The sequence below is a fragment of the Floridaenema evergladense BLCC-F167 genome (assembly GCF_041929205.2).
GTDB lineage: Bacteria > Cyanobacteriota > Cyanobacteriia > Cyanobacteriales > Aerosakkonemataceae > Floridanema > Floridanema evergladense.
Map to the genome: position 1 here is coordinate 2,518,386 of NZ_CM171625.1, position 24,981 is coordinate 2,543,366.

24 protein-coding genes and 1 tRNA gene are annotated in these 24,981 nt (G+C 37.7%); 14 read left to right on the forward strand and 11 right to left on the reverse strand.

Annotation, left to right across the window (positions count from 1 at the left end):
- Positions 1-253 precede the first annotated feature (253 nt).
- Positions 254-487 carry a hypothetical protein gene (locus ACE1CA_RS12350; protein ID WP_413277874.1) on the forward strand — a complete coding sequence of 78 codons (234 nt, stop codon included), beginning with the start codon at positions 254-256 and terminating at the stop codon, positions 485-487.
- A complete protein-coding gene (locus ACE1CA_RS12355; RefSeq protein WP_413277875.1) occupies positions 457-2,232 on the forward strand; it encodes a hypothetical protein in 1,776 nt (591 codons plus the stop codon). The genes ACE1CA_RS12350 and ACE1CA_RS12355 overlap by 31 nt, the downstream gene beginning before the upstream one ends.
- 74 nt (positions 2,233-2,306) lie before the next feature.
- On the opposite strand, the gene ACE1CA_RS12360 is transcribed toward ACE1CA_RS12355, so the two are convergent.
- Positions 2,307-2,380 (reverse strand) — tRNA-Arg (locus ACE1CA_RS12360).
- 40 nt (positions 2,381-2,420) lie between these two features.
- Here ACE1CA_RS12360 and moaC point away from each other — a divergent pair.
- Positions 2,421-2,921: a cyclic pyranopterin monophosphate synthase MoaC gene (gene moaC / locus ACE1CA_RS12365; protein ID WP_413277876.1), complete on the forward strand. Its 501-nt coding sequence runs from the start codon at positions 2,421-2,423 to the stop codon at positions 2,919-2,921.
- 9 nt (positions 2,922-2,930) lie between these two features.
- The gene (locus tag ACE1CA_RS12370; RefSeq protein WP_413277877.1) at positions 2,931-3,707 is read left to right on the forward strand and encodes an Rpn family recombination-promoting nuclease/putative transposase; all 777 of its coding nucleotides are present in this window, start codon (positions 2,931-2,933) and stop codon (positions 3,705-3,707) included.
- Positions 3,708-3,784: 77 nt separating this feature from the next.
- On the opposite strand, the gene ACE1CA_RS12375 is transcribed toward ACE1CA_RS12370, so the two are convergent.
- Positions 3,785-4,615: a DUF4351 domain-containing protein gene (locus ACE1CA_RS12375; protein WP_413277878.1), complete on the reverse strand. Its 831-nt coding sequence runs from the start codon at positions 4,613-4,615 to the stop codon at positions 3,785-3,787.
- 81 nt (positions 4,616-4,696) lie between these two features.
- On the opposite strand from ACE1CA_RS12375, the gene ACE1CA_RS12380 reads away from it, so the two are divergent.
- Together ACE1CA_RS12380 and ACE1CA_RS12385 are read left to right on the forward strand one after the other, a co-directional pair.
- Positions 4,697-4,981: a 2TM domain-containing protein gene (locus tag ACE1CA_RS12380; protein WP_413277879.1), complete on the forward strand. Its 285-nt coding sequence runs from the start codon at positions 4,697-4,699 to the stop codon at positions 4,979-4,981.
- Between the two features lie 100 nt (positions 4,982-5,081).
- Complete coding sequence (locus ACE1CA_RS12385; RefSeq protein WP_413277880.1) at positions 5,082-5,387, forward strand: DUF3181 family protein; 306 nt, start codon at positions 5,082-5,084, stop codon at positions 5,385-5,387.
- A gap of 96 nt (positions 5,388-5,483) precedes the next feature.
- Here the strand turns inward: ACE1CA_RS12385 and murJ are convergent, their stop codons facing one another.
- Positions 5,484-7,121 (reverse strand): murein biosynthesis integral membrane protein MurJ, encoded by a 1,638-nt coding sequence (murJ, locus tag ACE1CA_RS12390; RefSeq protein ID WP_413277881.1) that lies wholly within the window; start codon positions 7,119-7,121, stop codon positions 5,484-5,486.
- Positions 7,122-7,185: 64 nt separating this feature from the next.
- Here murJ and ACE1CA_RS12395 point away from each other — a divergent pair, with 64 nt between their 5' ends.
- Genes ACE1CA_RS12395 through ACE1CA_RS12410 form a run of 4 tightly spaced genes read left to right on the forward strand, consistent with a single transcriptional unit; the run spans position 7,186 to position 11,212 of the window.
- Complete coding sequence (locus ACE1CA_RS12395; protein WP_413277882.1) at positions 7,186-8,370, forward strand: DUF3095 domain-containing protein; 1,185 nt, start codon at positions 7,186-7,188, stop codon at positions 8,368-8,370.
- A gap of 7 nt (positions 8,371-8,377) precedes the next feature.
- Positions 8,378-9,148, forward strand: a complete 771-nt coding sequence (gene sfsA, locus ACE1CA_RS12400; RefSeq protein ID WP_413277883.1) for a DNA/RNA nuclease SfsA — start codon at positions 8,378-8,380, stop codon at positions 9,146-9,148.
- A gap of 15 nt (positions 9,149-9,163) precedes the next feature.
- The gene (locus ACE1CA_RS12405) at positions 9,164-9,631 is read left to right on the forward strand and encodes an ATP-binding protein (RefSeq protein WP_413277884.1); all 468 of its coding nucleotides are present in this window, start codon (positions 9,164-9,166) and stop codon (positions 9,629-9,631) included.
- 42 nt (positions 9,632-9,673) lie between these two features.
- The gene (locus ACE1CA_RS12410; protein WP_413277885.1) at positions 9,674-11,212 is read left to right on the forward strand and encodes a thymidylate synthase; all 1,539 of its coding nucleotides are present in this window, start codon (positions 9,674-9,676) and stop codon (positions 11,210-11,212) included.
- Here the strand turns inward: ACE1CA_RS12410 and ACE1CA_RS12415 are convergent.
- From ACE1CA_RS12415 to ACE1CA_RS12435, 5 genes are all read right to left on the reverse strand, one after another.
- A complete protein-coding gene (locus ACE1CA_RS12415; RefSeq protein WP_413277886.1) occupies positions 11,196-12,434 on the reverse strand; it encodes a sensor domain-containing diguanylate cyclase in 1,239 nt (412 codons plus the stop codon). The two genes, ACE1CA_RS12410 and ACE1CA_RS12415, sit on opposite strands and share 17 nt — an antisense overlap.
- A gap of 415 nt (positions 12,435-12,849) precedes the next feature.
- A complete protein-coding gene (locus ACE1CA_RS12420) occupies positions 12,850-13,191 on the reverse strand; it encodes a slr1659 superfamily regulator (RefSeq protein ID WP_459563608.1) in 342 nt (113 codons plus the stop codon).
- 96 nt (positions 13,192-13,287) lie between these two features.
- Positions 13,288-13,878 carry a slr1658 family protein gene (locus tag ACE1CA_RS12425; protein ID WP_413277888.1) on the reverse strand — a complete coding sequence of 197 codons (591 nt, stop codon included), beginning with the start codon at positions 13,876-13,878 and terminating at the stop codon, positions 13,288-13,290.
- A 204-nt stretch (positions 13,879-14,082) separates the two neighbouring features.
- On the reverse strand, positions 14,083-15,036 hold the full coding sequence (gene era, locus ACE1CA_RS12430) for a GTPase Era (RefSeq protein ID WP_413277889.1): 954 nt from the start codon (positions 15,034-15,036) through the stop codon (positions 14,083-14,085).
- Positions 15,037-15,105: 69 nt separating this feature from the next.
- Positions 15,106-17,814 carry a bifunctional diguanylate cyclase/phosphodiesterase gene (locus tag ACE1CA_RS12435; RefSeq protein WP_413277890.1) on the reverse strand — a complete coding sequence of 903 codons (2,709 nt, stop codon included), beginning with the start codon at positions 17,812-17,814 and terminating at the stop codon, positions 15,106-15,108.
- A 339-nt stretch (positions 17,815-18,153) separates the two neighbouring features.
- Here ACE1CA_RS12435 and ACE1CA_RS12440 point away from each other — a divergent pair, with 339 nt between their 5' ends.
- Entirely contained in the window at positions 18,154-18,924 is a 771-nt protein-coding gene (locus ACE1CA_RS12440) for a DUF1963 domain-containing protein (protein ID WP_413277891.1), read from the forward strand.
- 49 nt (positions 18,925-18,973) lie between these two features.
- Positions 18,974-19,483, forward strand: coding sequence for a 2-oxo-4-hydroxy-4-carboxy-5-ureidoimidazoline decarboxylase (gene uraD / locus ACE1CA_RS12445; protein WP_413277892.1), 510 nt, complete (start codon positions 18,974-18,976; stop codon positions 19,481-19,483).
- Between the two features lie 9 nt (positions 19,484-19,492).
- On the opposite strand, the gene ACE1CA_RS12450 is transcribed toward uraD, so the two are convergent.
- The 3 genes from ACE1CA_RS12450 to ACE1CA_RS12460 all read right to left on the reverse strand — a co-directional run bounded on the left by ACE1CA_RS12450 (position 19,493) and on the right by ACE1CA_RS12460 (position 23,035).
- A complete protein-coding gene (locus ACE1CA_RS12450) occupies positions 19,493-20,557 on the reverse strand; it encodes a S66 peptidase family protein (protein WP_413277893.1) in 1,065 nt (354 codons plus the stop codon).
- 37 nt (positions 20,558-20,594) lie between these two features.
- Complete coding sequence (locus ACE1CA_RS12455; RefSeq protein WP_413277894.1) at positions 20,595-21,065, reverse strand: DUF6334 family protein; 471 nt, start codon at positions 21,063-21,065, stop codon at positions 20,595-20,597.
- Positions 21,066-21,133: 68 nt separating this feature from the next.
- The gene (locus ACE1CA_RS12460) at positions 21,134-23,035 is read right to left on the reverse strand and encodes a S9 family peptidase (RefSeq protein WP_413277895.1); all 1,902 of its coding nucleotides are present in this window, start codon (positions 23,033-23,035) and stop codon (positions 21,134-21,136) included.
- 229 nt (positions 23,036-23,264) lie between these two features.
- Here ACE1CA_RS12460 and ACE1CA_RS12465 point away from each other — a divergent pair, with 229 nt between their 5' ends.
- Positions 23,265-24,017: a tetratricopeptide repeat protein gene (locus tag ACE1CA_RS12465; protein ID WP_413277896.1), complete on the forward strand. Its 753-nt coding sequence runs from the start codon at positions 23,265-23,267 to the stop codon at positions 24,015-24,017.
- A gap of 310 nt (positions 24,018-24,327) precedes the next feature.
- Positions 24,328-24,975 carry a class I SAM-dependent methyltransferase gene (locus ACE1CA_RS12470; protein ID WP_413277897.1) on the forward strand — a complete coding sequence of 216 codons (648 nt, stop codon included), beginning with the start codon at positions 24,328-24,330 and terminating at the stop codon, positions 24,973-24,975.
- The last annotated feature ends 6 nt before the right edge of the window (positions 24,976-24,981 follow it).

The window sequence follows — 24,981 nt, forward strand, 5'->3', positions numbered from 1 at the left end:
AAGTCATTATTAACGCAAGTTGCTAGTTGATTCCGTAGGGTAGACCAGAAGCTTAAAATTTGTATTCCTCTCTAAAGATCTTAGTATCTGACCCACCCTACACATTAAGAAATCACCCAAAAATAATAACTAGCAACTTGAGTGAATTACACTTATGCTTGTACAATTTTACAACAAAGTAGTGATTTGCTATACTTATGACTAATCTGCCAAATAACATTATAGTTATCAAAGTTTAATCTAATAAATAAAAATGACTGCAATTATTTCACTTCTTGAGATTCTTTTATTTTGTCTTGGATCTACCCTATTGATCTATCGCCCTGATGTGAGAATTTCTGAAGCCATATCATTGGGGCTAATTTTAGCCTTTTTAGCTCTCTCATTTATCTTTCAATTTGTCTTTTTAATTGGTCAACCAAATTTGTCTTTCTTTTTAGAAGGCTTGATACTTATTTGGCTGTTTTCAAAGGTAAAAAAAAAATAGAATATATTCGCATTTTTGGACAAAGAATAATTAGTTTTTGGACTCAATACAAATTAGTGACAAGTTTGGTTTGTTTTGCCTGGATTTACTTGGGATTACAAGCGATTCTTCTCCCTCCTTCCAATGTGGATAGCATGACATATAATTTAGCAAGAGTTCTGCTATTCCAACAAGAGAAAACTTTACTTCTTACGAATGTTACTAATATTTGGCAATCAATATATCCATTAGGTTCTGATATACTACACCATATTTTTCTAAGATTTTATACAGACTATGGAATTGGTATATTTAGTTTTTTGTCTTATCTATCAATAGCCTTTGGAACTTATGCTTTGTCCCGTCGGTACACATCCACTGAACTATCCTTAACAGCCACTGTAGTAATTATTAGCTTACCCGAACTCGTTTATCAAGCTACATCAACTAAAAATGATATTGTAGCTGGCGCTATGGCCGTTTTTTGTTTTTTAACAGTTAATCGTCTTTTAGAACTCGCCAATTTAACAGACTTGGTAATTCTTATTCTTGGGTTAACTTGGGGAATCTCTGTTAAGACAACCTGGATTGCCTTCGGTTTTCCTTTTAGCATAATTTTCGGTATTTTACTATTACGAAAATATCCTTTAAAAATTTGGAAACAGTTAATTTTTAGTAATTGGCAGATTTTAATTACTTTGGGAATTCCCTTGTTTATTTTTTCGCAATTTTGGCTTTTTATCCATAATGTTTTTGTTTGGGGTAGTTGGTCAGGAACTCCTGAATTTAACGCTTTTAGTAAACACACAGATGGACTAAAAGGAGCTTTTGCTAACCTAGTTAGGTATATTTTTCACAGTATTGATGTATTAGAGATTGGTAATATTATTTCTCGTCGTATTATTGGTTCTAGTTTTACTGATTTTCTCCAAAATATTTACTATTCTTTCATCTATCCAATTGTGGGTAATGCTGCGATTAAAGAAGGCTTTGGAGGACCATTTCGACTATCTTGGTGGAGTCACGAAGATATGGCTTGGTTTGGTCCTTTTGGATTTTTAATAGTCATCCCAGCTATTTTATACTCAACCATCAAAGGACACAAGTTTTTAAGAGCATCAAGTCTAACTTTACTAACCTATGTTTTTATTTTATGTTACACATTAACTTGGACTCCTTTTCATAATCGTTATCTTTCAATTTTCTTTGGTGCTTCAGGCGGATGTGTTGCTTATTTTATCCAAATATTTGAAAGTAAAAAGATATTACTAAGAATAGTAAAATATATATCTATTCTGATTCTATTCTTTGCTTGTAGCGTTAATGCAGCAAAGCCATTTATCACTTTAGATAAAACTATATTTACTAATTCAAATATCAATGCGATTAATCTGCCTTACGTAATTTTTAAAAATAGTATTTGGGGAAAAACTAAGCTGGGTACAAACAGACTATATTATGCAGAAGTTTTTTTTGGAGACTCTAGAGTAAAAGAGTCGATCAAACTTCTTCCTCGTGGGGCACGAGTTGCCCTAGTTGCAGAGGAGACTACTTGGGTATACAATTACCTCTTGCAAAATCCACAAGTAAAATTTACTCCTGTTCCGCAGAATGAGTTAGAATCTAAAGCTTTAAATTTTGACTATATTCTTTGCCTTGATGTTCAGTGTAAGTTTAATTTGACTGACTTAAATAAAACTGTATTATGGACTTCTAGCTCATCGGCTAAAAAAGGTCAACTCATTCGTATAACTAAAGGCAAGTAATGATATTAACTACAAATTTTGAGTTATTATCCTAATTCAGGACTCATAACTCAAAATTTACAAGTATTAAGGAACGGGCTTGGAGGGACTCGAACCCCCGACCTTGTGGTCCGTAGCCACACGCTCTAATCCACTAAGCTACAAGCCCTTGTGACTCACAGAATCTTATACTAACATAGGTTTTCAAAATGGTGCAAGAGTTTTCCGAAAATTCTGCTTTAACTCATTTGGACGCAAGCGGGGAAGCGCGGATGGTGGACGTTTCAGCCAAACAAGCCAGTGTCAGGGAAGCTGTCGCAGCGGCGCAGGTGCGGATGTCAGTGCAGACGATGGAGGCAATAGAATCGGGAAACGCCCCGAAAGGAGATGTTTTGGGAACGGCGAGGATAGCGGGAATTATGGCAGCGAAACAAACTTGGATGTTAATTCCCCTCTGTCATCCTTTACCTTTGCAAAAGGTTGAGGTGCAGATTACGGCAGATACCGAATTGCCGGGATATCAAATTCGGGCAAGAGTAAAAACTAAGGCAGAAACTGGTGTAGAAATGGAAGCTTTGACTGCGGTTTCTGTGGCAGCGTTGACGCTTTATGATATGGCGAAAGCTTTGGAGAAGTCGATGCAAATTGAGGCGATTCGGTTAATTAGTAAGACGGGTGGGAAGTCGGGAGATTATCAAAGGGTAGATTGAGGTAAGAAATTGAGAACAGATACGCTTTTTTATCGGTTGTTTCAAGAGTTTCCGGGGATATTTTTTGAATTGATCGATCGCCAATACCAGGAGGCGAGAAATTACGAATTTACCTCTGTGGAACTCAAGCAAACTGCTTTTCGGATGGATGGAGTTTTTGTTCCCAAATCCGATGCTGCTAGAGAACCAGTTTATTTTGTAGAAGTTCAATTTCAATTAGATTTGACATTTTACCGTCGTTTATTCGCCGAAATCTTTCTTTATCTAAGGCAAAATCCGGCGGTGAATTTATGGCGTGTGGTTGTAATTTATCCTAATCGCAGTGTTGAGGCAGATGATTTGGCAACATATCAAGAATTAATTGATAGTCAGCGAGTTAGACGCATCTACCTAAATGAATTGGGAGAAACTACATCGCTGGGAATTGGCATTGTACAATTAATAGTTGAGAGGGAAGAAACGGCTATTGAACGGGCGAGAAGATTAATTTTGCAAACAAGGGAGGAAATTGAAGATGCAGCGACAACGCGAGAAATATTAGAATTGATCGAAACTATCTTGTTGTACAAACTTACTCAGTTAAGTCGGGAGGAGTTAGCAGAAATGTTGGGTTTAATAGATGATGAATTTCGGCAAACAAGGATGTATCAATCAATTAAACAGGAAGCAAAATTAGAGGCTGTACCAAGGTTATTCGCGTTAGGTTTGACGGTGGAACAAATTGCAGAGGCGTTGGATTTGCCGATCGCACAAGTGCAGTCAATAGCAGAGAGTCAGTCTAGCTAATGGCGATCGAACTTACCATGACAAAAACCGGGTTTGTTTAACCTGAAAAACCCGGTTTCTTAGCATTAAATTAATTATTACTGGCGTTGCAACCAATCAGTTAATTGGGAAATTGTCGAGAAATCTAACAACAATTCACCTAATTCTTCCAATTGAGAAATGGATAATTTTTCCAGGTTTTCTTGTAATTGGGTATCGATCGAACCAAATCGACGGTTTAGGAGGCGCATCATTAAAGCTAATTCTCCTTGTTTTTTTCCTTGTTGTACACCTTCTTGAAGGATTTCTTGGTAAATTACAGATTCTCGCATAAATTCTCCTTTAATTAATTGACGAATTAAAGCTTGATTAAATCGTAACCCAGCGAAAACTTCAGCACAGGCTGAAATATTACGGCGCTGTTCTATTTCTTCAATCCTAGCGATTTGGCTGGCAACTTGCTCTAATAAAATGTTAGGCTGATTGCTTCTAGTTAAGGTAGCTAGGGGCAAAAGTGCTGGATCTGCTAAGAAAGGTGTGGGTTCTTGTTCCCACAAACGAATCACTCGATATTGATGCCTGATGTTAGTACTTTGGTAAGAGTATGTAAACACGGCATCGGAGTCGATTTCTTTGAGGAAAATGACCACTTGCACTATTTCTTTGCCCCAAAATTGTGCTTGTAGTCTCACCCAATATTGCAGCATCCGAAATGGAAGTGGCGGTTGGGAATAGGGTAAGGTTTGAAATTCTAGGTGCAGTATTTGCTCGTCAATTTGTAATAAAATTAGGCTGTCGGCGCGAATTGGTTCGACGCTTAATTCAGTTTTTAGGACTTGGATATTTTGGGGTTCTTTGTTAAGTAACCAGCGGACAAATTGTGCTGGGTACTTTTCGGTGAGATATTTACAAATGTTGTCAGATGCCAAGGGGAAGTTTCCAATCAGGGATTAATATTACTCTAAAATTAAGGTAATCAAATCAATTGTCCATTTATTTAGAGATTTTCCATGCCTCCTCGTTGGCCCCGAAAACCCGATCGCAAAGACCCCGCTTTCCGCAAACTCGATGACCGGATGAATTTTGCCACTCATGTAGCAATTTTTGCAGCTTGTAATTCCGGGTTATGGTTTTTCCATAATTTACAAAAAGCTGATTGGCCTTGGGCGGTTTGGGTGACAGGCGGATGGGCGACTATTTTGTTTGCCCATGCTTTGTATATTTTTGCGATCGCTAATTACTCTCAACCCACAATTGTAACGGAAGAAACTGCTTCTAAATCCTCCTCTGGTTAAGGTAAATTCTCTGACTTTGCAGAGATGTTTCAACTTCATCAAGTTTGTTTTAATTAAAACAAAACTTGATTTTTGAGGAATTTCACAAGAGTAAGTGATTATGACTAATACAAATACTTCACGGGCGATCGAATCTCTTGCCGCTGAAATTGGCAGCAATGTTTATATCGATATTGCCAAATGGCATCTTTATTTGCGGGAAGCACATTTACATACTTTGGTTGCTGAACGAGTCTATCCTCTGCTAGAAAGCAACTCTTTAGATGAAAGCAAAGTGTCGCAAATTTTAGAGGATATTCCCGTAAAAATTGGTGGCAAACGCGATCTTCCTTTAGCTGATTTGATTCCTACCGCTAGTCAAGTAAATTTGATGGATATTTTGGAAGAGTTTCAACGGAATATGTAGGATATAGGTCATTGGTCATTGGTCATGGTTTACTATTTAGCAATTTTTAAGTACCTAAGTTAGACTGACCTGACAAATGACCAGTTACCAATTCGTTTATCTACCAAGTTTCTGGCTTATTCGATGAACTAAAAGTTCTACTTCTGGCAATTTCAATTGGATGGCGCAGAAGGCAAAAAAGACTAAACCAATCGATCCGGCGATCGCTAATTCTAAGAGTTGAGTTAACAAGTTTTGATTGGGAATAACTCTTTGCCAACCCCAACTAATACCCCAAGAAATTACACCTGTAAAAATACTAGCACCACCTAAAGCACCAATTTTTAATGACCATTTTTTCACGGGTAAACCATTTAGTTTCTGATGCAGTCGCCAGGTGAGAAAGATCATGGAAGTGATGTTAACTCCCATTGTGGCTAAAACTAATCCTGGTGCGCCAAAAGGTTTAAAGAAAATGAAGTCTAAGAGGGCGTTGAGGAAGATATTAAGGATGCTAATTCTAAAGGGTGTATCTGCATCTCCCAAGGCATAAAATACTCGGACTAAAACATCTCGCCCTAAGTAGAAAAACATTCCTAGACCATAAACAATTAATAGGGATGCTACTAGTTGAGAAGCTTGTTGATCGAATGCGCCTCTTTGATAAACTACTTGAACGATCGGCATGGCTAGAGATACCATGATTGCCCCTAATGGTAACATTGTAAGGGCGGTGAGAATTAATGCTTGACGAATTCTATCTTTTAATTCTGACCAATCTTTAGGGTCAGCAAGTCGGGAGAAAATTGGCAAAAAGGGAACTAATAAAACATTGGAAATAATGCCTAATGGAGTTTGTACTAACAGTCCGGCATAGCTTAAACTAGCAGCAGCTTTGGGGATGAAAGAAGCGAAGAATAAATCGGTGTAAACGTTAATATGTAACATCCCGGAAGAAAAGGTTGCAGGTGCCATAATTCTTAGCACTTCTTTGACTCCGGGATTTTGAAAATCAAAGCGTAAACGTAAGGTTCCTAAACCCGATCGCCATTGAGCAATTATCTGCACTAACCATTGTAAAATTGCTCCTGCTAATGTGCCGATCGCTAACACTATTCCGCCTAACATCGCATATTCAGGAGAGGTGATTTTGCCACCTAAAACTATGGCTAAACCTGCTAATCCGCCGATAACTGTTATGCTGGAAAATAGGGGACTAATTGAAGGCAACCAATACTGATCTGCCGCATTTAATGTAGCAAAACCAATGCCAATTAAACCCGCGAATAATGCCATTGGTGCCATAATTTGTAGTTGTTGAATGGCGATCGCTTTGGTGAGTGCGAATGTCTGTGCTTGTGCTGAACTAATGCCTTGGGTTTGATTTAATCCAGGTGCGACTAAATCTACCAATGGTTCAGCAAAAATAATTAAAGCGATCGTAACTAGTAATAAAAGCCCACTGACAAAAGTGGTAATTGTTTCTACAATAGGAGCGGCTTCTTCTTTTTCCCGTTTTGCTAGTACGCTAACCAAAGCACTGTGAAATGGGCCGTTGATGCCACCTAGCAATACTAATAGAAAACCAGGGAGGATGTAGGCATAGCTGTAGGCATTGGCAGCTGCGCCTACTCCAAAGGCAGCAGCGATCGCTTGCTGACGCACTAACCCAAAGACTTTACTGATCAGGGTCGCTACAGCTACAATTCCGGCAATGCTAACTAAAGTTCGAGAGGGTTTCTTGATTGCAGACACAAACTCTTAAGAATTACTAAATGTACCTTACCTATTCAATCGCGAACTGTCAATTAGGAAAAGTATGTCCAACGACTATTTTTATTCTCAATTACCTGCTTTGGCAGATTTTTTGGAAATTACGAATTCCCAAAATTATGTTTCTGTACCTCCTGATTGGCAAGTTGTTGTTACAGATATTATCGGTTCTACGAAAGCGATCGAGTCAGGTCGTTACAAGGAAGTTAATCTAATTGGTGCTTGTTCAATTGTAGCTATTTTAAATATTACCAAAGAGTTTGAAGTGCCTTTCGTCTTTGGTGGAGATGGTGCTTCGTTGTTAATTCCGCCTTCACTTTTACCCCAAGCTAAACAAGCTTTATTAGCTACCAAAAACTTGGCAAAGCAGGAATTTAAATTTGATTTGCGAGTAGGAATTGTTCCGCTAACGGCAGTTAATCAAAATGGCTACGCTATCAAAATTGCTAAGATAAAAGCTTCAGAACATTATCATCAAGCAGTTTTTACTGGTTACGGTTTAACTCATGCCACAGATTTAGTCAAAAATCCAGAGTATGCAGATATTTATTTGGTTAATGAGCAAGAATATCAACCAGAAGCAGATTTTTCCGGGTTGGAATGTCGTTGGCAAGATATCCCTAGTCAGCATGGTGAGATAGTTAGTATTTTGGTATTAGCAACAGCTACTGAACAGAAAGAAGCTAATTGTATTTACAGGCAAGTTTTAAATAAATTTAGTGAAATTTATGGTGAAGAAATAGATTTCCATCCAATTCCGATCGACAATCTGAAACTGAGTTTTGATGAGAAAAAATTGATGCAGGAAGCGAAAGTTCGCTCACCAGTAGGTAACTGGTTACAACAGCAATTGTATTTATCCAAAATAAAACTAGAGAACTATTTAGGAGCATTTTTTATCAAATGGAAAGTCAAAGTTAATGACACCAATTGGGGAGAAGTTAAAAATCTTTTCTTAGATTCTACAGATTATAAAAAGTTTGATGATATACTGCGTATGGTTATTGCTGGTAACTCAGAACAAAGGCAGGAATTAACCAACTATTTAGAAACTCTGTATCAGCAAGGAAAATTAGTTTATGGATTACATCATTCCGATCGGGCTATAGTTACCTGTTTGGTTTTTGAGCGCAATGGTCGTCAAGTACATTTTGTAGATGGTGCAGATGGCGGTTACGCTTTAGCAGCTAAAGCAATGAAAAAAAGAATCAAAGCCCTAAATTATCAATAGAAACCCGATGAATTATCCTTTTATTTATCAATATCCTCCCCTATTTCCGGGAATTTTAATAAAACGTTATAAGCGATTTTTTGCCGATATTGAGTTAGCTACGGGAGAATTAATTACAGCACATTGCCCCAATACAGGGCCAATGACCGGAGTTTCTACACCTGGTAGTTTGGTACAAGTTTCTTATCATCCAAGTCCTACCAGAAAGCTTTCTTATACCTGGGAAATGATTCAAGTTTCTGATAATGAACCGACTTGGGTGGGAATTAATACAAATTTACCAAACCGGATCGTCAAGCTAGGCTTAGAAGCCGGAATTTTCCCAGAATTAAGTGATTACCAAGAAATTAAACCAGAGGTAGTTTATGGGCGAGATAAAAAAAGTCGCATTGACTTTTTATTATCAGGAAGCAAGGCAAATTTGCCTGTTTATGTGGAAGTAAAAAATACAACTTGGTCACAAGGTAGATTAGCAGTATTTCCCGATACTGTTACCACTAGAGGGCAAAAACATTTACAAGAATTAATCTCAATTTTACCCACAGGAAGGGCAGTAATGCTTTATTTTATTAATAGAGGAGACTGCGACAGTTTTGCTCCCGGAGATCTGGTCGATCCAGTTTATGGGAAAATGTTACGAGAAGCAGTAGCGCAAGGTGTGGAGGTTTTAGCTTATCGCTTTGACACTAAACCCGAAGGAATTCGCTACTTGGGAAAAGCAGCTTTTATCGCATCTACGCCCGAATTAAATGTAAATTCAAGTAATTGTTATCATTAAATTTAGGTACTTCTTATGAAGTGGTGGAACCGCCAAGGGATCTTTTTTAGAGAGAATTTGACAGTTAAAAGTGATATCTCTTTCCTTAATCAGGTATTATCATGGTTTGAGGAATTGTGTTTTCGTAATCAATCAAAACTTTCCTGGTTAGTACGTAAAACCGATCGCCAATACATACCTTTAGATGAGATTAAATTAGCCTTAGATGAAGGTTTTACCAATGCGGTACGTCACGCCCACGAAAAATTACCGCCAGAAACCCCGATCGAAATTCAATTTAGCAGTTGGGACGATCGCATCGAAATTCGGATTTGGGACCGAGGAGACCCCTTCGATCCGAATACCTTACCAGAACCAGCACCCGGTTCGCTGCAAGAAGGTGGTTTTGGTTGGTCATTAATTCGCCGCTTGACCGATGGTGTATCTTATGAACGAGGCGAAGATGGGCGAAATTGTCTGTTGCTAGTGAAACGAAAACCTTAATATTTGATATGATTTAGGTTTGAGCGATCGCTAAACTTATCTATGATTAATAACTCAGCTATTCAATTTAAATATAATGCACTTTACAAACCCAATCAGTTAATTTGTGGCATCGGACAAACCGCGATAATTACAGGATGGACTGTCAGACAAACAATAGCTAAACATTTGTCCCCTGATAATTACGCTGTAATTGGTAATTTATATAGCCCAACCAGAGGAATTTCCTTTCTAATTCGCAATTTATTAGCTAATCCTTATGTGAGAAGATTAGTAATTTTAAACGCCACCAAAGAAGATAAAAATGCTGGTAGTTGTCAGTGTTTATTAGACTTTTTTGAGCATGGATTTATTGAAGGCAAAAGCGACACGGGACGAGATTGTTGGGTAATAAAGTCTCCAGTTACAGGTTACATTGATATAGAAATTACAGCCACAGCTTTAGAAAAATTACGGCAAAATGTTGAAGTAAAACAAGTTAATTCAATTACCGAAGCAGTAGATTTAGTTAAGTTATATTCAGCAAAAGAAATTTTAGCACCTTGGGGAGAACCGTTAGTTTTTCCTCAACTTGAAGTTACTCCAACTCTATTACCAGGACATCGTTACGGACATCGCATTGAAGGCAAAACAATAGCCGAAACTTGGGTAAAAATCATCCACCGAATTAAGACGACTGGCACAGTAAGACCTACTGGTTACGATGGTAAATGGCAAGAGTTAATTGATTTAATGGCAGTGGTTACTGATGAACCAGAAAATTTTTATTTTCCCGAACCCAATTATTTACCGATCGACAGAAGTTTTCTAGAAGAATATATTTCCCAAATCTTAGATGATTCGCCTTACAGAGAAGGAGTTAAATACACTTATGGGCAACGTTTAAGGTCTTGGTTTGGCAAAGATCAAATTGAACAAGTGATTGAGAAACTGATAGCTGATATCGATTCTGCTAGGGCAGTAATGTCACTTTGGGATGTGAAAGATCATGAAGAAAATCAAAGCCCACCATGTCTTAATCATATTTGGGTAAGAATAGTAGAAAATGAATTATCCTTAACAGCAACTTTTCGTAGTAATGATATGTTTAGTGCTTGGCCTGCAAATGCAATGGGATTAAGGGCTTTGCAGCAACATATCCGAAATGAAATTGCTAAAAGGTCTGATTATGATTTAAGAATGGGGCCACTAATTACTATTAGTCAAAGCAGTCATATTTATGATGATTGTTGGGAAAATGCAGATAATGTAATTCAGTCTCAATATGTCAAAATTTGTCAGAAACGAGATTATGCCGACCCTGTTGGTAGTTTTATAATTACTGTACAGAATGAAAAAATTATTGTGGAACATACAACTCCTGGTTCTGGAGAAGTGATTAACTGTTACTCAGGAAAATCTGCCAAACAAATTTATAGACAAATTGCCACAGATTGTCCGGGTATTCAAGTAGAACACGCGATGTATTTGGGAACAGAATTGCAAAAGGCAGAGATTGCTTTGTCAATTAAAGAAGGTTTTGTATACGAACAAGATAAAGTAATTTCTATCCCTAATATTCTAGTTAAAAATCAAGAGTAGATAATTTAAATTGCTCGGAATTAGGGCAAGCTAAAACCCGATCGCGTCCTTGTTCTTTTGCTTGGTAAAGTGCTCGATCGGCACTCTTCAAAAGTGTGGTGGGAGAAGTGCAAAGACTAGGAACCATACTGGCAACTCCTAAACTTAAAGTAACAATATTGCTAACTTTAGAATTATCGTGAGCGATCGCTAATTCCTTAATTTTTGTCTGAATTTCTTGAGCTACATGAATTGCTCCTGTTAAAGGTGTATTGGGTAAAATAATAGCAAATTCTTCTCCTCCATATCTGGCAACTAGATCTCTAGGACGTTTGGTGACTTGCTGAAGCTTGTTAGCAATTTGTTTCAGACATTCATCACCTGCTGGATGCCCATAAGTGTCATTATAAAGTTTAAAATAATCTACATCGCAAAAAATCAATGACAGAGGAAGTTGTTCTCTTCTAAGTATCAGCCACTCTTGTTCTAAAACTTCATCGAATCTGCGCCGATTTGCTACTTTAGTTAATCCATCTATATTGACAAGACTTTTTAATTCTTTGTTGGCAATTTTCAATTGATGATAAAGTTCGGCTTGTTGAATGGCGATCGCCACTTGTGTTGCTAATTTTTGTAGTAAATCTATTTCTAACTGTTGCCATTTCCTCGGATTAGAACAGTGATAAGCAACTAATAATCCCCACAATTGTTGACCTTTTAAAATCGGTACTACTAAACTAGCTTTAACTTGGAATCGTGCTAATAAATCAACATGACATGGCGTTAAACCAGCTGTATAAATATTTTCTATTGCCTGAATTCGACCATTTTTGTAAGGTTCGCCGCAGGTTTCTATAAAGTAAGTATCTTGAATGTTTGTTCCTACTGCTGGTGCCAATCCAGGGACTACAGACTCGATAACAATAGTACCACTCCAATCAGGTTCAAAACGATAAATAAATACTCGATCGGTATCAAGAAATTGGCGAACTTCAGCGACAGTAGTATTCAGAACTTGTGTTGAATCAAGGGATTGACGAATATTCTGCGCGATCGCTGTAATCATGCGCTCTTGCTCAGTTTGCTGTTTTAATACTTCCTCCGCCTCTCTCAGAGTTGCTTCCACCTGCTTACGCTCCTCTATCTCCGCTTGCAGTAATTTATATGCACTCTGGAACTTACCTGCATTACGGTAATGTAGCCAGGTTAATAAAATACAGTTCAACACAAGTGTGACAAACATTGTTACTAGTAGGAAGCTGAGGCAAGGCATAATTTTTAGCTGTTGCAGAATCTTTTATTTTAGTCAAAACAATTTTAATTGTTTTGTAATGATTATTACTTAACTAACTTTATAACCTGTATTTTACCTGAACAGCAATTTTAACTTCTTATTTCATACAAATTTAAAATGAACTACTGTAACCCGCTCCAACTTATTAAAGTTAGTATTAATACAGTAAGTATTAATACTGTAATCTGTAAGAATCACCGAGAAAATAGAAAACTTGATTTAAATCAAAGAGCTAATAAAAAATTTTTGGCAAACTGAGGCTAAGACTGAGTGAGAAGGTAGCAAACTTCCCTTTTACTCACACTTTCTGAAGTAAAATAAACTAAACTATACCATTTTGGTTGATAATTTTAATAACTTGGGTTCAACTAAATTCTATTGTGATTCCAGGCATTAATCTTTGTAAATTCTTTAAAGATTTTGTCTGCCAAAGAATTTTGTCTGAAGCTCGTAAAACTAGATTTGCATTACCTTTTTCTCGCACCTTGATGACAAACATAGACAGCATACTAATTCCTGAACTGTTGAGAAATTCTAATTCCTGCAAGTCTATTGTAAAATTAGGGATTTCCTCAAACACATTCATCAACAATTCCATGACAGGTCTATATTCCTCCATTCCAGCTAATCGCAGAAAACCTCGAAAGAACACAGTTGATGTCTCTAGATCGTGCCATATTTGATAGTCATCTGTTTTAATTTCCAGCAATTGTTTACACCTCCTCAAATTAATAGTATTTATTTACTATTTCTATCTCTTCGTAGTTTTTTGTTACTGCCAATTATATATCACTGGCTTAGTTTAGATATCAAAACGTGCTATGACACTTACATGAATAATTCTTAAATCTTGCTGTAAGTAATCGAATTTCCAGCCTAAGCGAGCAGAGTAATCATTAATTATAGTTAATAACCCGATGTTGGATTCTTCCATTCCCAGTGCGTTCTTTTCTAGCTGACGGGTATAAAATTCATCAGGATCGGAATTTAACAGTTCGCGGATAAATTTCTGATATTTTTCCACAATTATTTCGTGAGCGTAATTAGTAACCAGAAAAATCAATTCCTGTTCGTATAAATATAAAGTAATACTAATTGGTAAGTTAGCGGTTTTATCGCTGTATTTAACAGCATTTTCTAAAAGCTCGTTAGCAATATAACTAACTATACTTTTCACTGTTTTTTTTCGATTAAATTTGCTTTCGGAAGTGGCATCACCAGGGAAAAAAGCAGCGAAGTAGTCGCCTAAAAAGTCTGCTGATATACCATTGTGTTCCCAACGACGTTTTCGTGCCGCAGAGGTGGGAGAAAAATTTAAGGTGAGGTAGTCATTACTAACGGGGATTTCTTCTAGGAATTCCCCTAATATTTGAACTTTAGAAGATAGAGTCATAATTTATCTTTTCCTCTTGCTAAGTGTGGAATTCCGGCACTTGATGTTACGATTCTATCTTAAACTTTAATTTATATTCGTTTCTATCAATTCATTAAAAAGCGAACAGAAAATTTATCTATCAACAGATTAAATTTCCCTTTCAATTACGCCATTTTCCCTATTCCATAATAACTTATATAAAAATAATTTAATTTATAGCAGTCAATCCTCTATTTTATAACCAAATTCAGCTAAATGTAGGCGAGATTGCCGCCATTTTGGTTGCACTTTCACAAACAATTCTAGATAGATTTTTCCAGCGATCAATTTTTGCATTTGTTCTCTAGCGGCGCTACCAATCGCTTTCAGCATTCCCCCACCTTTACCGATTAAAATTCCTTTTTGGGAATCACGTTCAACATGAATTGTAGCCCAAACGCGAGTAATTGTTGGAGTTTCTTCTACTTGTTCGATCGTCACTGCTACTGAGTGGGGAACTTCTTCACGAGTTAATAGTAAAATTTGCTCGCGGATTAATTCGCCCATAATAAAACGTTCTGGTTGATCTGTGACTAAATCGGGGGGATAATAATAGGGGCCAGGTTCTAAGTTGCTAATTAATAAGTTTTGGAGTGCTTCTGTTCCTTCACTTGTCAAGGCGGAAAATTTGACAAAAGGCCAATTATAATTTGTAGCTATTTGAATGTAACTATCATCAATAGGTTGAAAGTTTGCGGGTTGTTGGTCTGATTTATTCAATCCTAAGATTACTGGAGTTTTGGTTTTTTCTAATAGTTCGACAATAAAACGATCGCCACCTCCCGCTGCTTGGGAAGCATCCACCAAAAACAGCAATAAATCCACTGATTGAATCGCAGATTGGGCATTTTTTACTAAAACTTCTCCTAAGCGGTGATGAGGTTTATGAATACCGGGAGTATCAACAAAAATTATTTGGGCTTTTTCTGTGGTTAAAATTCCTCGCAGACGATTGCGGGTAGTTTGCGCGACTGGGGAAGTAATGGCAATTTTTTGTCCTACTAATAAATTCATTAGGGTGGATTTGCCCACATTAGGACGACCGATAATGCCGATAAAACCTGATTTAAATTCCGGTGGTGCTGTGGGGATAGCAAATATTTCTGATTGGTGGAAAATTTCTTCTTGGTCGCTCATTTGCTCATCAACCTTGATATCTATGTTTGTCCTGATTCTGTTTAATTAAGCCAAACGATCGCCTTTTTATCAATCTAGCTTAAGTAGGGTTTTAGTTTGATTCTTAAGAAGTTCTGTAGCCACTTGAGCAGTGACAGGGGGACTAAACAAATAACCTTGCATACCATCGCAATCGATCGATCGCAAAAATTGTAATTGTTCTGCTGTTTCTACTCCTTCTGCAATCAATTGTAAGTTTAAAGCGTGTCCTAAATCAATAATAGTGGTAATAATTGCGGCATCTTTGGGATGGGAGATCAAATCATGAATGAATGAGCGATCGATTTTCAGTTTATCTAAGGGAAATCTTTTTAGCGACCACAGGGAAGAGTAACCTATACCAAAATCATCCATAGAAATATGTATTCCCATACTTCTTAAAGATTGCAATACTGCAATTGTAAAGTCTACATCTTGGATGGCAGTACTTTCAGTAATTTCTATTTCTAAATATTCTGGTTCTAAACCTGTTTCGTGCAAGACTTTAGTGATAGTTTTGACTAGATCTTTTTGCTGAAATTGTTTAGCGGAAAGATTAACTGCTATACGAATTTGTGGTAAACCAGCTTGTTGCCAAAGTTTGTTTTGTTGACAAGCGGTTCTTAATACCCATTCTCCAATTTGAAAGATTAATCCGGTTTCTTCTGCTACTGGAATAAATTGATCTGGACGAATTAATCCTTTTTCTACAGATTGCCAACGAATTAATGCTTCCATTCCCACAATTTTGCCTGTAGCTATATCTAATTGGGGTTGGTAGTGTAATAAAAATTCTGTTCTTTGTAAGGCTTTGTATAAGTTATTTTCTAACACCATGCGTTCTAGGGCTTTATCTCCGATCGCAGGAGTATATACTTGATAGTTATTCCGCCCTTTTTGCTTGGCTTTATACATCGCAGCATCGGCATTTTTCAGTAGTGTTTCTGTATCTTCTCCATCGTAAGGAGCAAAGGCAATTCCAATACTAGCTTTCACGTAAAATTCTTGAGTATTAAAATCAAAAGGAGCGCTGATTACTTGCAGAATTCGCTCTACAATATTCACTGCATTTTCCGCACTGTGAATCCCTGGTAATAAAATAGTAAATTCATCTCCGCCCCAACGTGCTATTAAATCTCCTTCCCGTAAACAAGCTTGCAATCTTTGAGAAACTTGTTTTAATAATAGATCGCCTGTAGCATGACCAAGAGTATCGTTAATGTTCTTAAAAAAATCTAGATCTAGAAATACTACTGCCAGCATTTTATCACCTTGTTGCAGGTGAGCTAGTTCTAGGGAAAGGCGATCGTTAAATAGTAATCTATTAGGTAAACCTGTGAGTAAATCGTGGGAAGCTTGATGTTTAATTGTATCTTCCACACGCTTTTGTAGCACTGCCATATAAAGATGTAATCCCAAGGCTTGTGCTAATTTAATTTCATCTTGAGTCCATGCTTTCGTTTGTCCTTTTTTAATGTCTCGCCAAGCTTGAAAAGATTTGCGAGGACGAGCATTTCTTTTGTCTTTTTTCAATCTTCCCGCCCACAATCTTTCGGTTTCAATTTCATTTCTAAACAGTGTGAGGCATCCCACACATTGTTGATGATATTGCAGAGGAACGATTAATAAAGAGCGAATGTCTGTAGATTCAAAAGCGGAGATTAATTCCTTAAACTGAGGTTCTTGATAGAGATCGGTAATAATATAAATCTGCGAAACTGGATGTTTATTATCAGGGGAATCTTGATTAATTGATTTTTGAGATTCGTTTGAACCTTTTGGAAAAAAGTTAGTTTCTATTGTTGGTTTTGTCAAGCTCCAAGATGGAGATAAAATAGAGCAATCAAGAGATTTTGTATCCTCGTTTTTATCTAATCCAATAATTTTTTGCCAAAATACAGTTTCTTCCAATTCTGGTGTATTTACTTCTTCCCCATAAATATAAATTTGTGCAGATTCTCCAATACAATTAGGTGTAATGTATAGTCTACCTCCAGAACAATCGAGGGCTTTAACTGCTTGTTCGAGGACGGTATGACGAATTTTTAAACTGTCGATCGGGGAGTGTAAAATTTGGCTGATTTGATTGATTGTTGCTTCATGTTCTGCTTGATTTCTGGCTCGAAAAAGTAGGTTAGATTGAGCGATCGCGATCGACAATTGATCGACTAACAATTGTACAATTTTTAGCTCTCTTTCGGAATAACGACGTGCTTTTGCATGGTGAGAAACTAACAAACCCCAGAGTTGATTTTGGTGCAAAATTGGCACAGTTAACGAAGAACGCACCCCCATTGTAGAAAGATATTCTGCATGACACTCATCTACTTCACAATAACGAATATCCTCCGAAGTTAAACTTTCTCCTGTATGCGGACAATCTAATTGACTGAGAATTTTTCGCCCAGCAGTCACATCCACAATTACTCTCTGACGGGCTTTCAAAAACATCTGACGTGCATGGTAAGGAATATCATCAGCGGGAAAATGCAAACCTAATAGAGAAGGTAAACGATGATTATGAATAGACTCTGCAATTACTTCCCCACTACCATCAGTATGAAATGAATAAATTTTTACTCTATCTGTATTTAAAAAACTGCGGATCTCCTCTACCGTCGTTGCCAAAATTTCTGGTAACTCTAAGGAACGACGAATTTTAGTAGCAATTCGATTCAATAAGCTCTCTTCTGCGCTAAGTGAAGCAGCCTTTATTTCTTCTTTCAATTGAGATGTGGTTTTGCTTTTTCCTTGAGCCATGCTCTTAATCCGATCGCTCCAATAAGCTGTTATGTTACCCTTATCTGTACTTAAGTATTTTTTTCTCTTACTTCCTTTAAAAACTTTTACTGTATCTATTTGTATATAATTTTACTTCATTTTACTGCGGAATTCACAAAATTAGATTTAATTTATTTAAATTTACATTAATTAAATAAGTTTTAAAACAAAATTTATCGTAAAGCGTTAAAATATGCAGTCAAGTAAGGAGCAAGCATTGATTAGGAGATACTATTAGTAATTATCTACTAGTGGCTGAAAATTGGTAAAAACTCCCACTAATACTGAGTTACAGATGGAAAAATTAAGGTAATTATTATGAATTTAGCAAAACGCAGTTTTACATTTGAAGAAAGTCATATCTCAATTATTCAATTAATCACCAAATTTGGCGGACAACCCGTTTGGCTGAATAAAACCGAAGCCACTTGGCCCTTATCTCCAGAAACCGGGAAAAAAATGTTATTTATGGGTCAAATTGCCCTAGAAGAAGCTATTTTTCCTAATAGCAAAGAAGCAATAGCTTATCTATTTTTTGCCGATGAAGTAGAATTACTTTACAACGAAGCAGTTGCCATTGTAATTCAAACTAAAGAAGCAGTTTATAAAACTGTCAATTACGATCGGGTAGACACTCCATTAGAATACGTTTCCGCAGCAACGGGAGAGGGAGTTTATGAACTTGATGAAGACCAGCAAAAACTCCCCGCAAAAGATTACAATGTTTTGTTATGCGACCTGGAAATAGAAACAGCAACTCCACTCAATGAACGTTGGGATTGTTGGAATGATTTAGATTTAGATACAGGCTATAATTTCTCTAAACCTGAGTTGGCAGGTAATAAAATAGGCGGTCAAGCGATTTACGTTGAAAACGTAGAAGCCCCTCTTTGCTATGAATCAGAAGATTGGCATTTGCTGTTACAACTAGCCCCAAAAGAAGGTTATTGGGATTTGTCACTGCAAGACAAAGAGATTTATCAACCCAATTTTTATCCTTTTTTTATGCAGATGTATCCTTTTAGCATTGTGTCTATTTTCATCTCTAAAGATTACACTCAAACAAAATGTTATATTCAGAATCCCTAAAATATTTCAGGTTAGATTTTGCTTGAATCAAATAACTCACAAATTAACTATGCAATATACCCTTTCTGAACTAAATCAAATGAAGCAAGAAGCTTTTACTGAAGCTTTAGGAACAATCTTTGAACATTCGCCTTGGGTTGCAAAAATTGCTTGGCAAAAACGACCTTTTGCTGATTTATCTGCTTTACATCAAACTATGGTAGGAGTTGTTCAAACAGCTAGTAAAGAACAACATTTAAATTTAATTTGCGCCCATCCAGACTTGGGAACTAAAGCAAAAATGGCGGAGGCTTCTGTGAAAGAACAAGCTGGCGTAGGTTTGGATAGATTAACGCCTGAAGAATATCAACGCTTTAATTTACTGAATCAAACTTATAAAGATAAATTTGGTTTTCCTTTTATTATTGCGGTGAAAAATCACACAAAAGATAGTATTTTAGCTGCTTTTGTGGAGAGGATTAAAAATTCGCCCGAAGCAGAAATGGCACAAGCATTAACTGAAATAGCCGAGATTGCCAAGTTTCGTTTAAATGATTTGATTATTGGGAAAAACAGTTAGCAAAAAATGTTACAATACAGCGGGTTCTAGCATGGAAATTGTGCCTGCACTGGCATCTATTTCTACTTCTAAACCGATGGGTAATGTGACTATTGGTTCAATATGACCGATCGTGGCACCATACCATGCTGGAATGCCTAGTGGTTGGATGTGATCTTGCAAGACTTCTTCTAATGTGAGAGAACCGTAATCGGCATCTGGTAAACAATCTCTACATTGCCCAAAGATAAAGCCAGCTAGTCGATCGAACACTCCCGCTAATTTTAAATGCGTCATCCAGCGATCGACCCGATAAATATTTTCCCTCACTTCTTCTAAAAAGAGGATAGCACCATTTAAATCGGGCAGATAAGGAGAACCAACCAAAGTAGATAATACCGAAAGATTTCCGCCAAAAAGTCTACCCCTTGCCTTGCCGGGAGTGATAGTTTGAATTCGATATTTCACTTGGATCAAACTGTCTGTATTATTCCCATTTTTGGGGTTTTGAAAAGTTGGAGTTTCGGCAGAAAACAACACGCGACGGAAATAATCAGTTTGTGCTTTTGACCAAGAAGTTAACCCGTTAGGGCCGTGAAATGTGATTAAATTTGTTTTTGCATTAATTGCCAATAATAAGGCGGTTAAATCGCTAAAACCAACAATAATTTTCGGATTACGGCGAATTTTTTCGTAATCAAGATAGGGCAAAATGCGACTGCATCCCCAATCGCCCCTAATTGGTAAAATAGCGGCTATTTCTGGATCGGCAAAAAATAGATTGATGTCAGCGGCCCGATCGCGATCTTTGCCTGCCAAATAACCATATCGATCGAGAAGATGAGGTGCAAGTTTAGGCACAAGTCCCAATCCTCGCACAGCATCTTGGACGATTCCTATTTGTTCTTTAACAAATGTTGCACCAGCAGGACTTACTAATCCCACAGTAGCACCAGGTTTTATGCGTGCAGGTTTTAGCGTTCGAGAAGATTTTGGCGATCGATTTTCTTGTGCCGTTCCTGACTCAAGGGAGGAAGCGATCGCACAAGATAAAGCAGTAACAACAACTTGGAAAAAGTGACGACGATTAGGCATTTTAGATTGAATAATTTCTATTTAAAATCTGCATTTTCTAAATTGTAATAGATATTTTTTTTTGCTTGATCTGCTCTAAAGAAAATACCTTGATTACCGAACCTTCAGCCACAAAAGAAACGCTTGGATGTAAATGTTGGAAAGCCAAAATAATTTGATCGCGATAACCTTGAGAATTTTCACACACCCAAACGGTTTGAAGTTTTTTACCAATAAAAGCATTGTACCAAATATGATTCTCTAATCTTTTACTTGATGATACTAACTCCTCCATTACCATTGGATTTGTAGGCATCGCCACTTGATTTATAGGCATCAAACTTTTAGGTTTCACTATTATTTCAATTTCATCAGTATCAGCAATTGGTTGCAGTATGAGTTCTTGATCTTGAAAAATAAGTTTAACTTTCTCCAACCAGAGTTCATTGCTACTAAATTCTTTGCTTTCCCAAACTGACATAGATATTAAAGGTTTGCCAATCGGAAAATCAAATTCATCTTCCACCATATTTCTCCCGTTTTTTCCGTGCTTTTTTTTAGATTGTAGTAAGGTGGGACAATGCCCACCTCACTAACTTATTTAATTACAGCAGAATGTCCTTGAATATTAGTTGCAGGTTCAAACCTACCACCTAAATATTTGGCGAGAAACTCTTCAGCAACAGCAAAGAAATGTAGGCGATTTTCGGGACGGGCAAAACCGTGACCTTCATCGGTGTAAAGCACATATTCTACAGGTAAATTTGCTTTTTTCATTGCTTCCACTATTTGGTCACTTTCTGATTGCTTCACCCTTGGATCGTTGGCACCTTGACCAATTAGCAAGGGCTTTTTAATGCGATCGACAAAAAACAAAGGCGATCGCGATCTCAAAAACTCCGGTTCCGTCTCCATATTGCCAATCCGATGATACATTTGCACCTTCAATGGTTCCCAATAAGGAGGAATAGTTTGCAACAAAGTAATCAAATTACTAACGCCCACAATATCCACCCCACAAGCAAATACTTCCGGCGTAAAAGTTAAACCAACTAATGTGGCATAACCACCATAAGAACCGCCCATAATGGCAACTTTTTCCCGGTCAGAAATGCCCTTCTCCACCAACCAATTTACACCATCAATTAAATCATCGTGCATTTTGCCAGCCCACTCCCGATTGCCAGCATTCAAAAAATCTTTGCCGTAACCAGTAGAACCGCGAAAATTCACTTGTAAAACCGCATAACCTCGGTTAGCTAACCATTGCGCTTGCGAATCATAACCCCAAGTATCCCTCGCCCAAGGGCCACCATGAACTAATAAAACCGTCGGTAAATTTTCTGCGGCAATTCCTACCGGAGTAGTTAAGTAACCATGAATAGTTAAACCATCTCTTGATTGATAAGAAATAGGCTGCATTGCTGCTAATTGCAACCCTTCTAACTTCGGTTGATTGCTAAACAGAAAAGTGCTGGTTTTTGTTTCCCGATTATAGGCGTGATAGTAAACAGGGCCATCATCAGTCATGTAAGCAACTAGCCAATTTTTATCAGCTAAATCTCGACTGCTGATAAAAAACTCTCCTGCCCGAACTTTGGCAATTTCAGCAAAATCTGCGGCAATACTTTCGTCTAAAATTTGCCATTCCTGCTTATCTTTGTAAAAAGAAACTGCTTCAATAACTCGTGTTATTGGTTGCACCATCACACTACCAACATCATATTGTGGGTCTTGAGCAATGATAGTTTCTTGACGATTAGCAAGATCCAAAGCAATTAAACGTTGGGCATTAGCATCATGATTGCCTTCAATATATAGGGTTTTTCCATCAGCAGAAAAATCTACAGCATTGCCATCTTCATCTGGCCCCCAATGGCGCAAAACTTCCCATGTTTTATCAGTGGTTTCCCGAAATAATAAATCCGAACCACCATCAGGTGTACTCGCAGTAGCGGCGCGAATTTGAAATTCAGCGTCAGCCGTCCAACTAACAATATTACCGGGATTTTCTGTATCGAACTCTACTGCACCATTTTCTAAATTGATGCGGAAAACGTCAAATATTTGCGGGTTGTTTAAGTTCATTCCCACTAATACTAAATTGGGAAATTTGGGGTCGAGTTCGATCGGTTCTGCTTTGACACCTTGAAATGGTGTTAAATCTCGAACAATTTTTGATTTAACGTTCACCAAGTAAAGATGAAAATTTTCGTCGCCGTCCGAGTCTTGCATATACATTAGCCGATCGGGGTTGTAAGTCCAGAAGAAAATCCGAATCCCCCGCTTTTTGTCAGCGGTGATGATTTGGTCGTCTTCCTGTCCGATCGATCGCAGCCAAACTTGCAAGATGTTATTCTCATCAGGGGCAATATACGCTAAATATTTGCCATCTGGTGAAAGTCTGGGGCTAGTTTTTTCTGGGTTCCCAAACAGAATTTCACGGGGAATTAGCGGTGGCAGATTTGCTTGGGATCTTTCTACTGTTGCTGATTGCATTGTTATTTAGTAGGGTTTAGTTACCTTTTATTTATTCTGCACATAACATCGGCAATTCATCACAATGGCGGGAAATGTTGCACGTCCGATTACTTGACTAATAAAAAGGAATATGTTAAAAGGGCTATGCAGTAGGAGCAATGCAGGTTAATAACCCACTCACAGGGCTAGAAAATAAAGGTCACAGAAGTAGTACTATTGCTAATTGTCGAGGAGTCAGCACGGGCTTATGAAAATTAACCACAGCGTCAGCAAGAGATTAACTCAACCTCTAATTTGGATGGCTTTTTGCATTTCAGCTGGTTGGGGAGCATCAGCTTTGATGTTAGCTCAACCTAGCTTTGCACAAGCAGATAGTTTGCGACTTCAACCTGGTGCTTCACCGAGAAGAACTCAACCCAATTCTTCAGCAGGTGCGGGTGATTTTGAAGTTAAGGAAGACAAGTTACAAAGATGTGTTGTTAATGCAACTGATAATAAGAAAAAATGCACAGATGTTGTTTCTGGTTATGGGCAAATTGTCAGTTATGGTACTGACCTTTATAGTCAGGGAAATATGACTGATGCGGAAAGAATTTTTAGAGGATTGATTACTGCTTTTCCCAAGGAACCAACTCCTTATTTAAGGTTAGGAATAATTTTGGAGCGCCAAGGTGATGGGGAAGGTGCGATCGAGCAATATCGCAAAGCAATAGAAATTAATCCCAAACACGCCGTCGCTCGGAATTCTCTAGGTGTCACTTTAGCTAAACAAGGTCAATTGTCAGAAGCGATCGATCAATGGAATGAAGCTTTAAAAATTAATGCTGAATATGCTGATGCTTTAACTAATTTAGGACTAGCTTTCTTGCAACAAGGTAAAAAAGATGAGGGTGTTGCTAATTTAAAGAAAGCCCAAGAATTATTCATTAAACGCAGGGAATTTGCTAAAGCTAAACAAGTCGAACAAATTCTACAGCAAATTGATTCTCGTGCCACTTAAGAAGGGGACAAGGGGACAAGGGGACAAGGGGACAAGGAGACAAGGAGACAAGGGGACAAGGAGACAAGGGGACAAGGGGACAAGGGGACAAGGGGACAAGGGGACAAGGGGACAAGGGGACAAGGGGACAAGGGGACAAGGAAAATTTATTTCTCCCCTGCTCCCCTGCTCCCCTGCTCCCCTGCTCCCCTGCTCCCCTGCTCCCCTGCTCCCCTGCTCCTCTGCTCCCCTGCTCCCCTGCTCCCCTGCTCCTAGTCTTTACATTTATTTATAATTATTAAATAGTTGCTATTTTTATAATTTTACACTCATGCTCCTCCGACCTAATCAACGCACCAAGTTAGATGACACGGATGATTCCCTGTTCTACTCTTTCCCTCGCTTTGTTACTCATGTAGATGATGGGTTTATTCAGCAATTAAGTGATTTGTATCGGGAACGCTTAAAACCTAATACTCGGATTTTAGATATGATGAGTAGTTGGGTTTCGCATCTACCAGATGATATAGAATTTGCTCATGTGGAAGGTCATGGGATGAATGAAGAGGAACTAGCACGTAATCCTCGCTTAAATCATTACTTCGTGCAGAATCTCAACCAGAATCCTAAAATGCCTTTGCCCGATCGAGATTTTGATGCCGTTCTTAACTGTGTTTCTGTGCAGTATTTGCAATACCCAGACGCTATTTTTTCCGAAATTCATCGCATTTTAAAACCTGGTGGAATCGCAATTATTAGCTTTTCTAACCGAATGTTTTATCAAAAAGCTATTACTGCATGGCGTGATAATTCGGAAATTGGTCGAGTAGAATTAGTCAAGCGCTATTTTACTCTAGTTCCCGGTTTTAGTGAACCAGAAGTAATTATTCATGCCTCCACTGTTCCCAAAATTTTACAGTTAATTGGTGTTGGTGGTGGCGATCCTTTTTATGCAGTAATAGCAACGCGAATTGATTAATTTGTA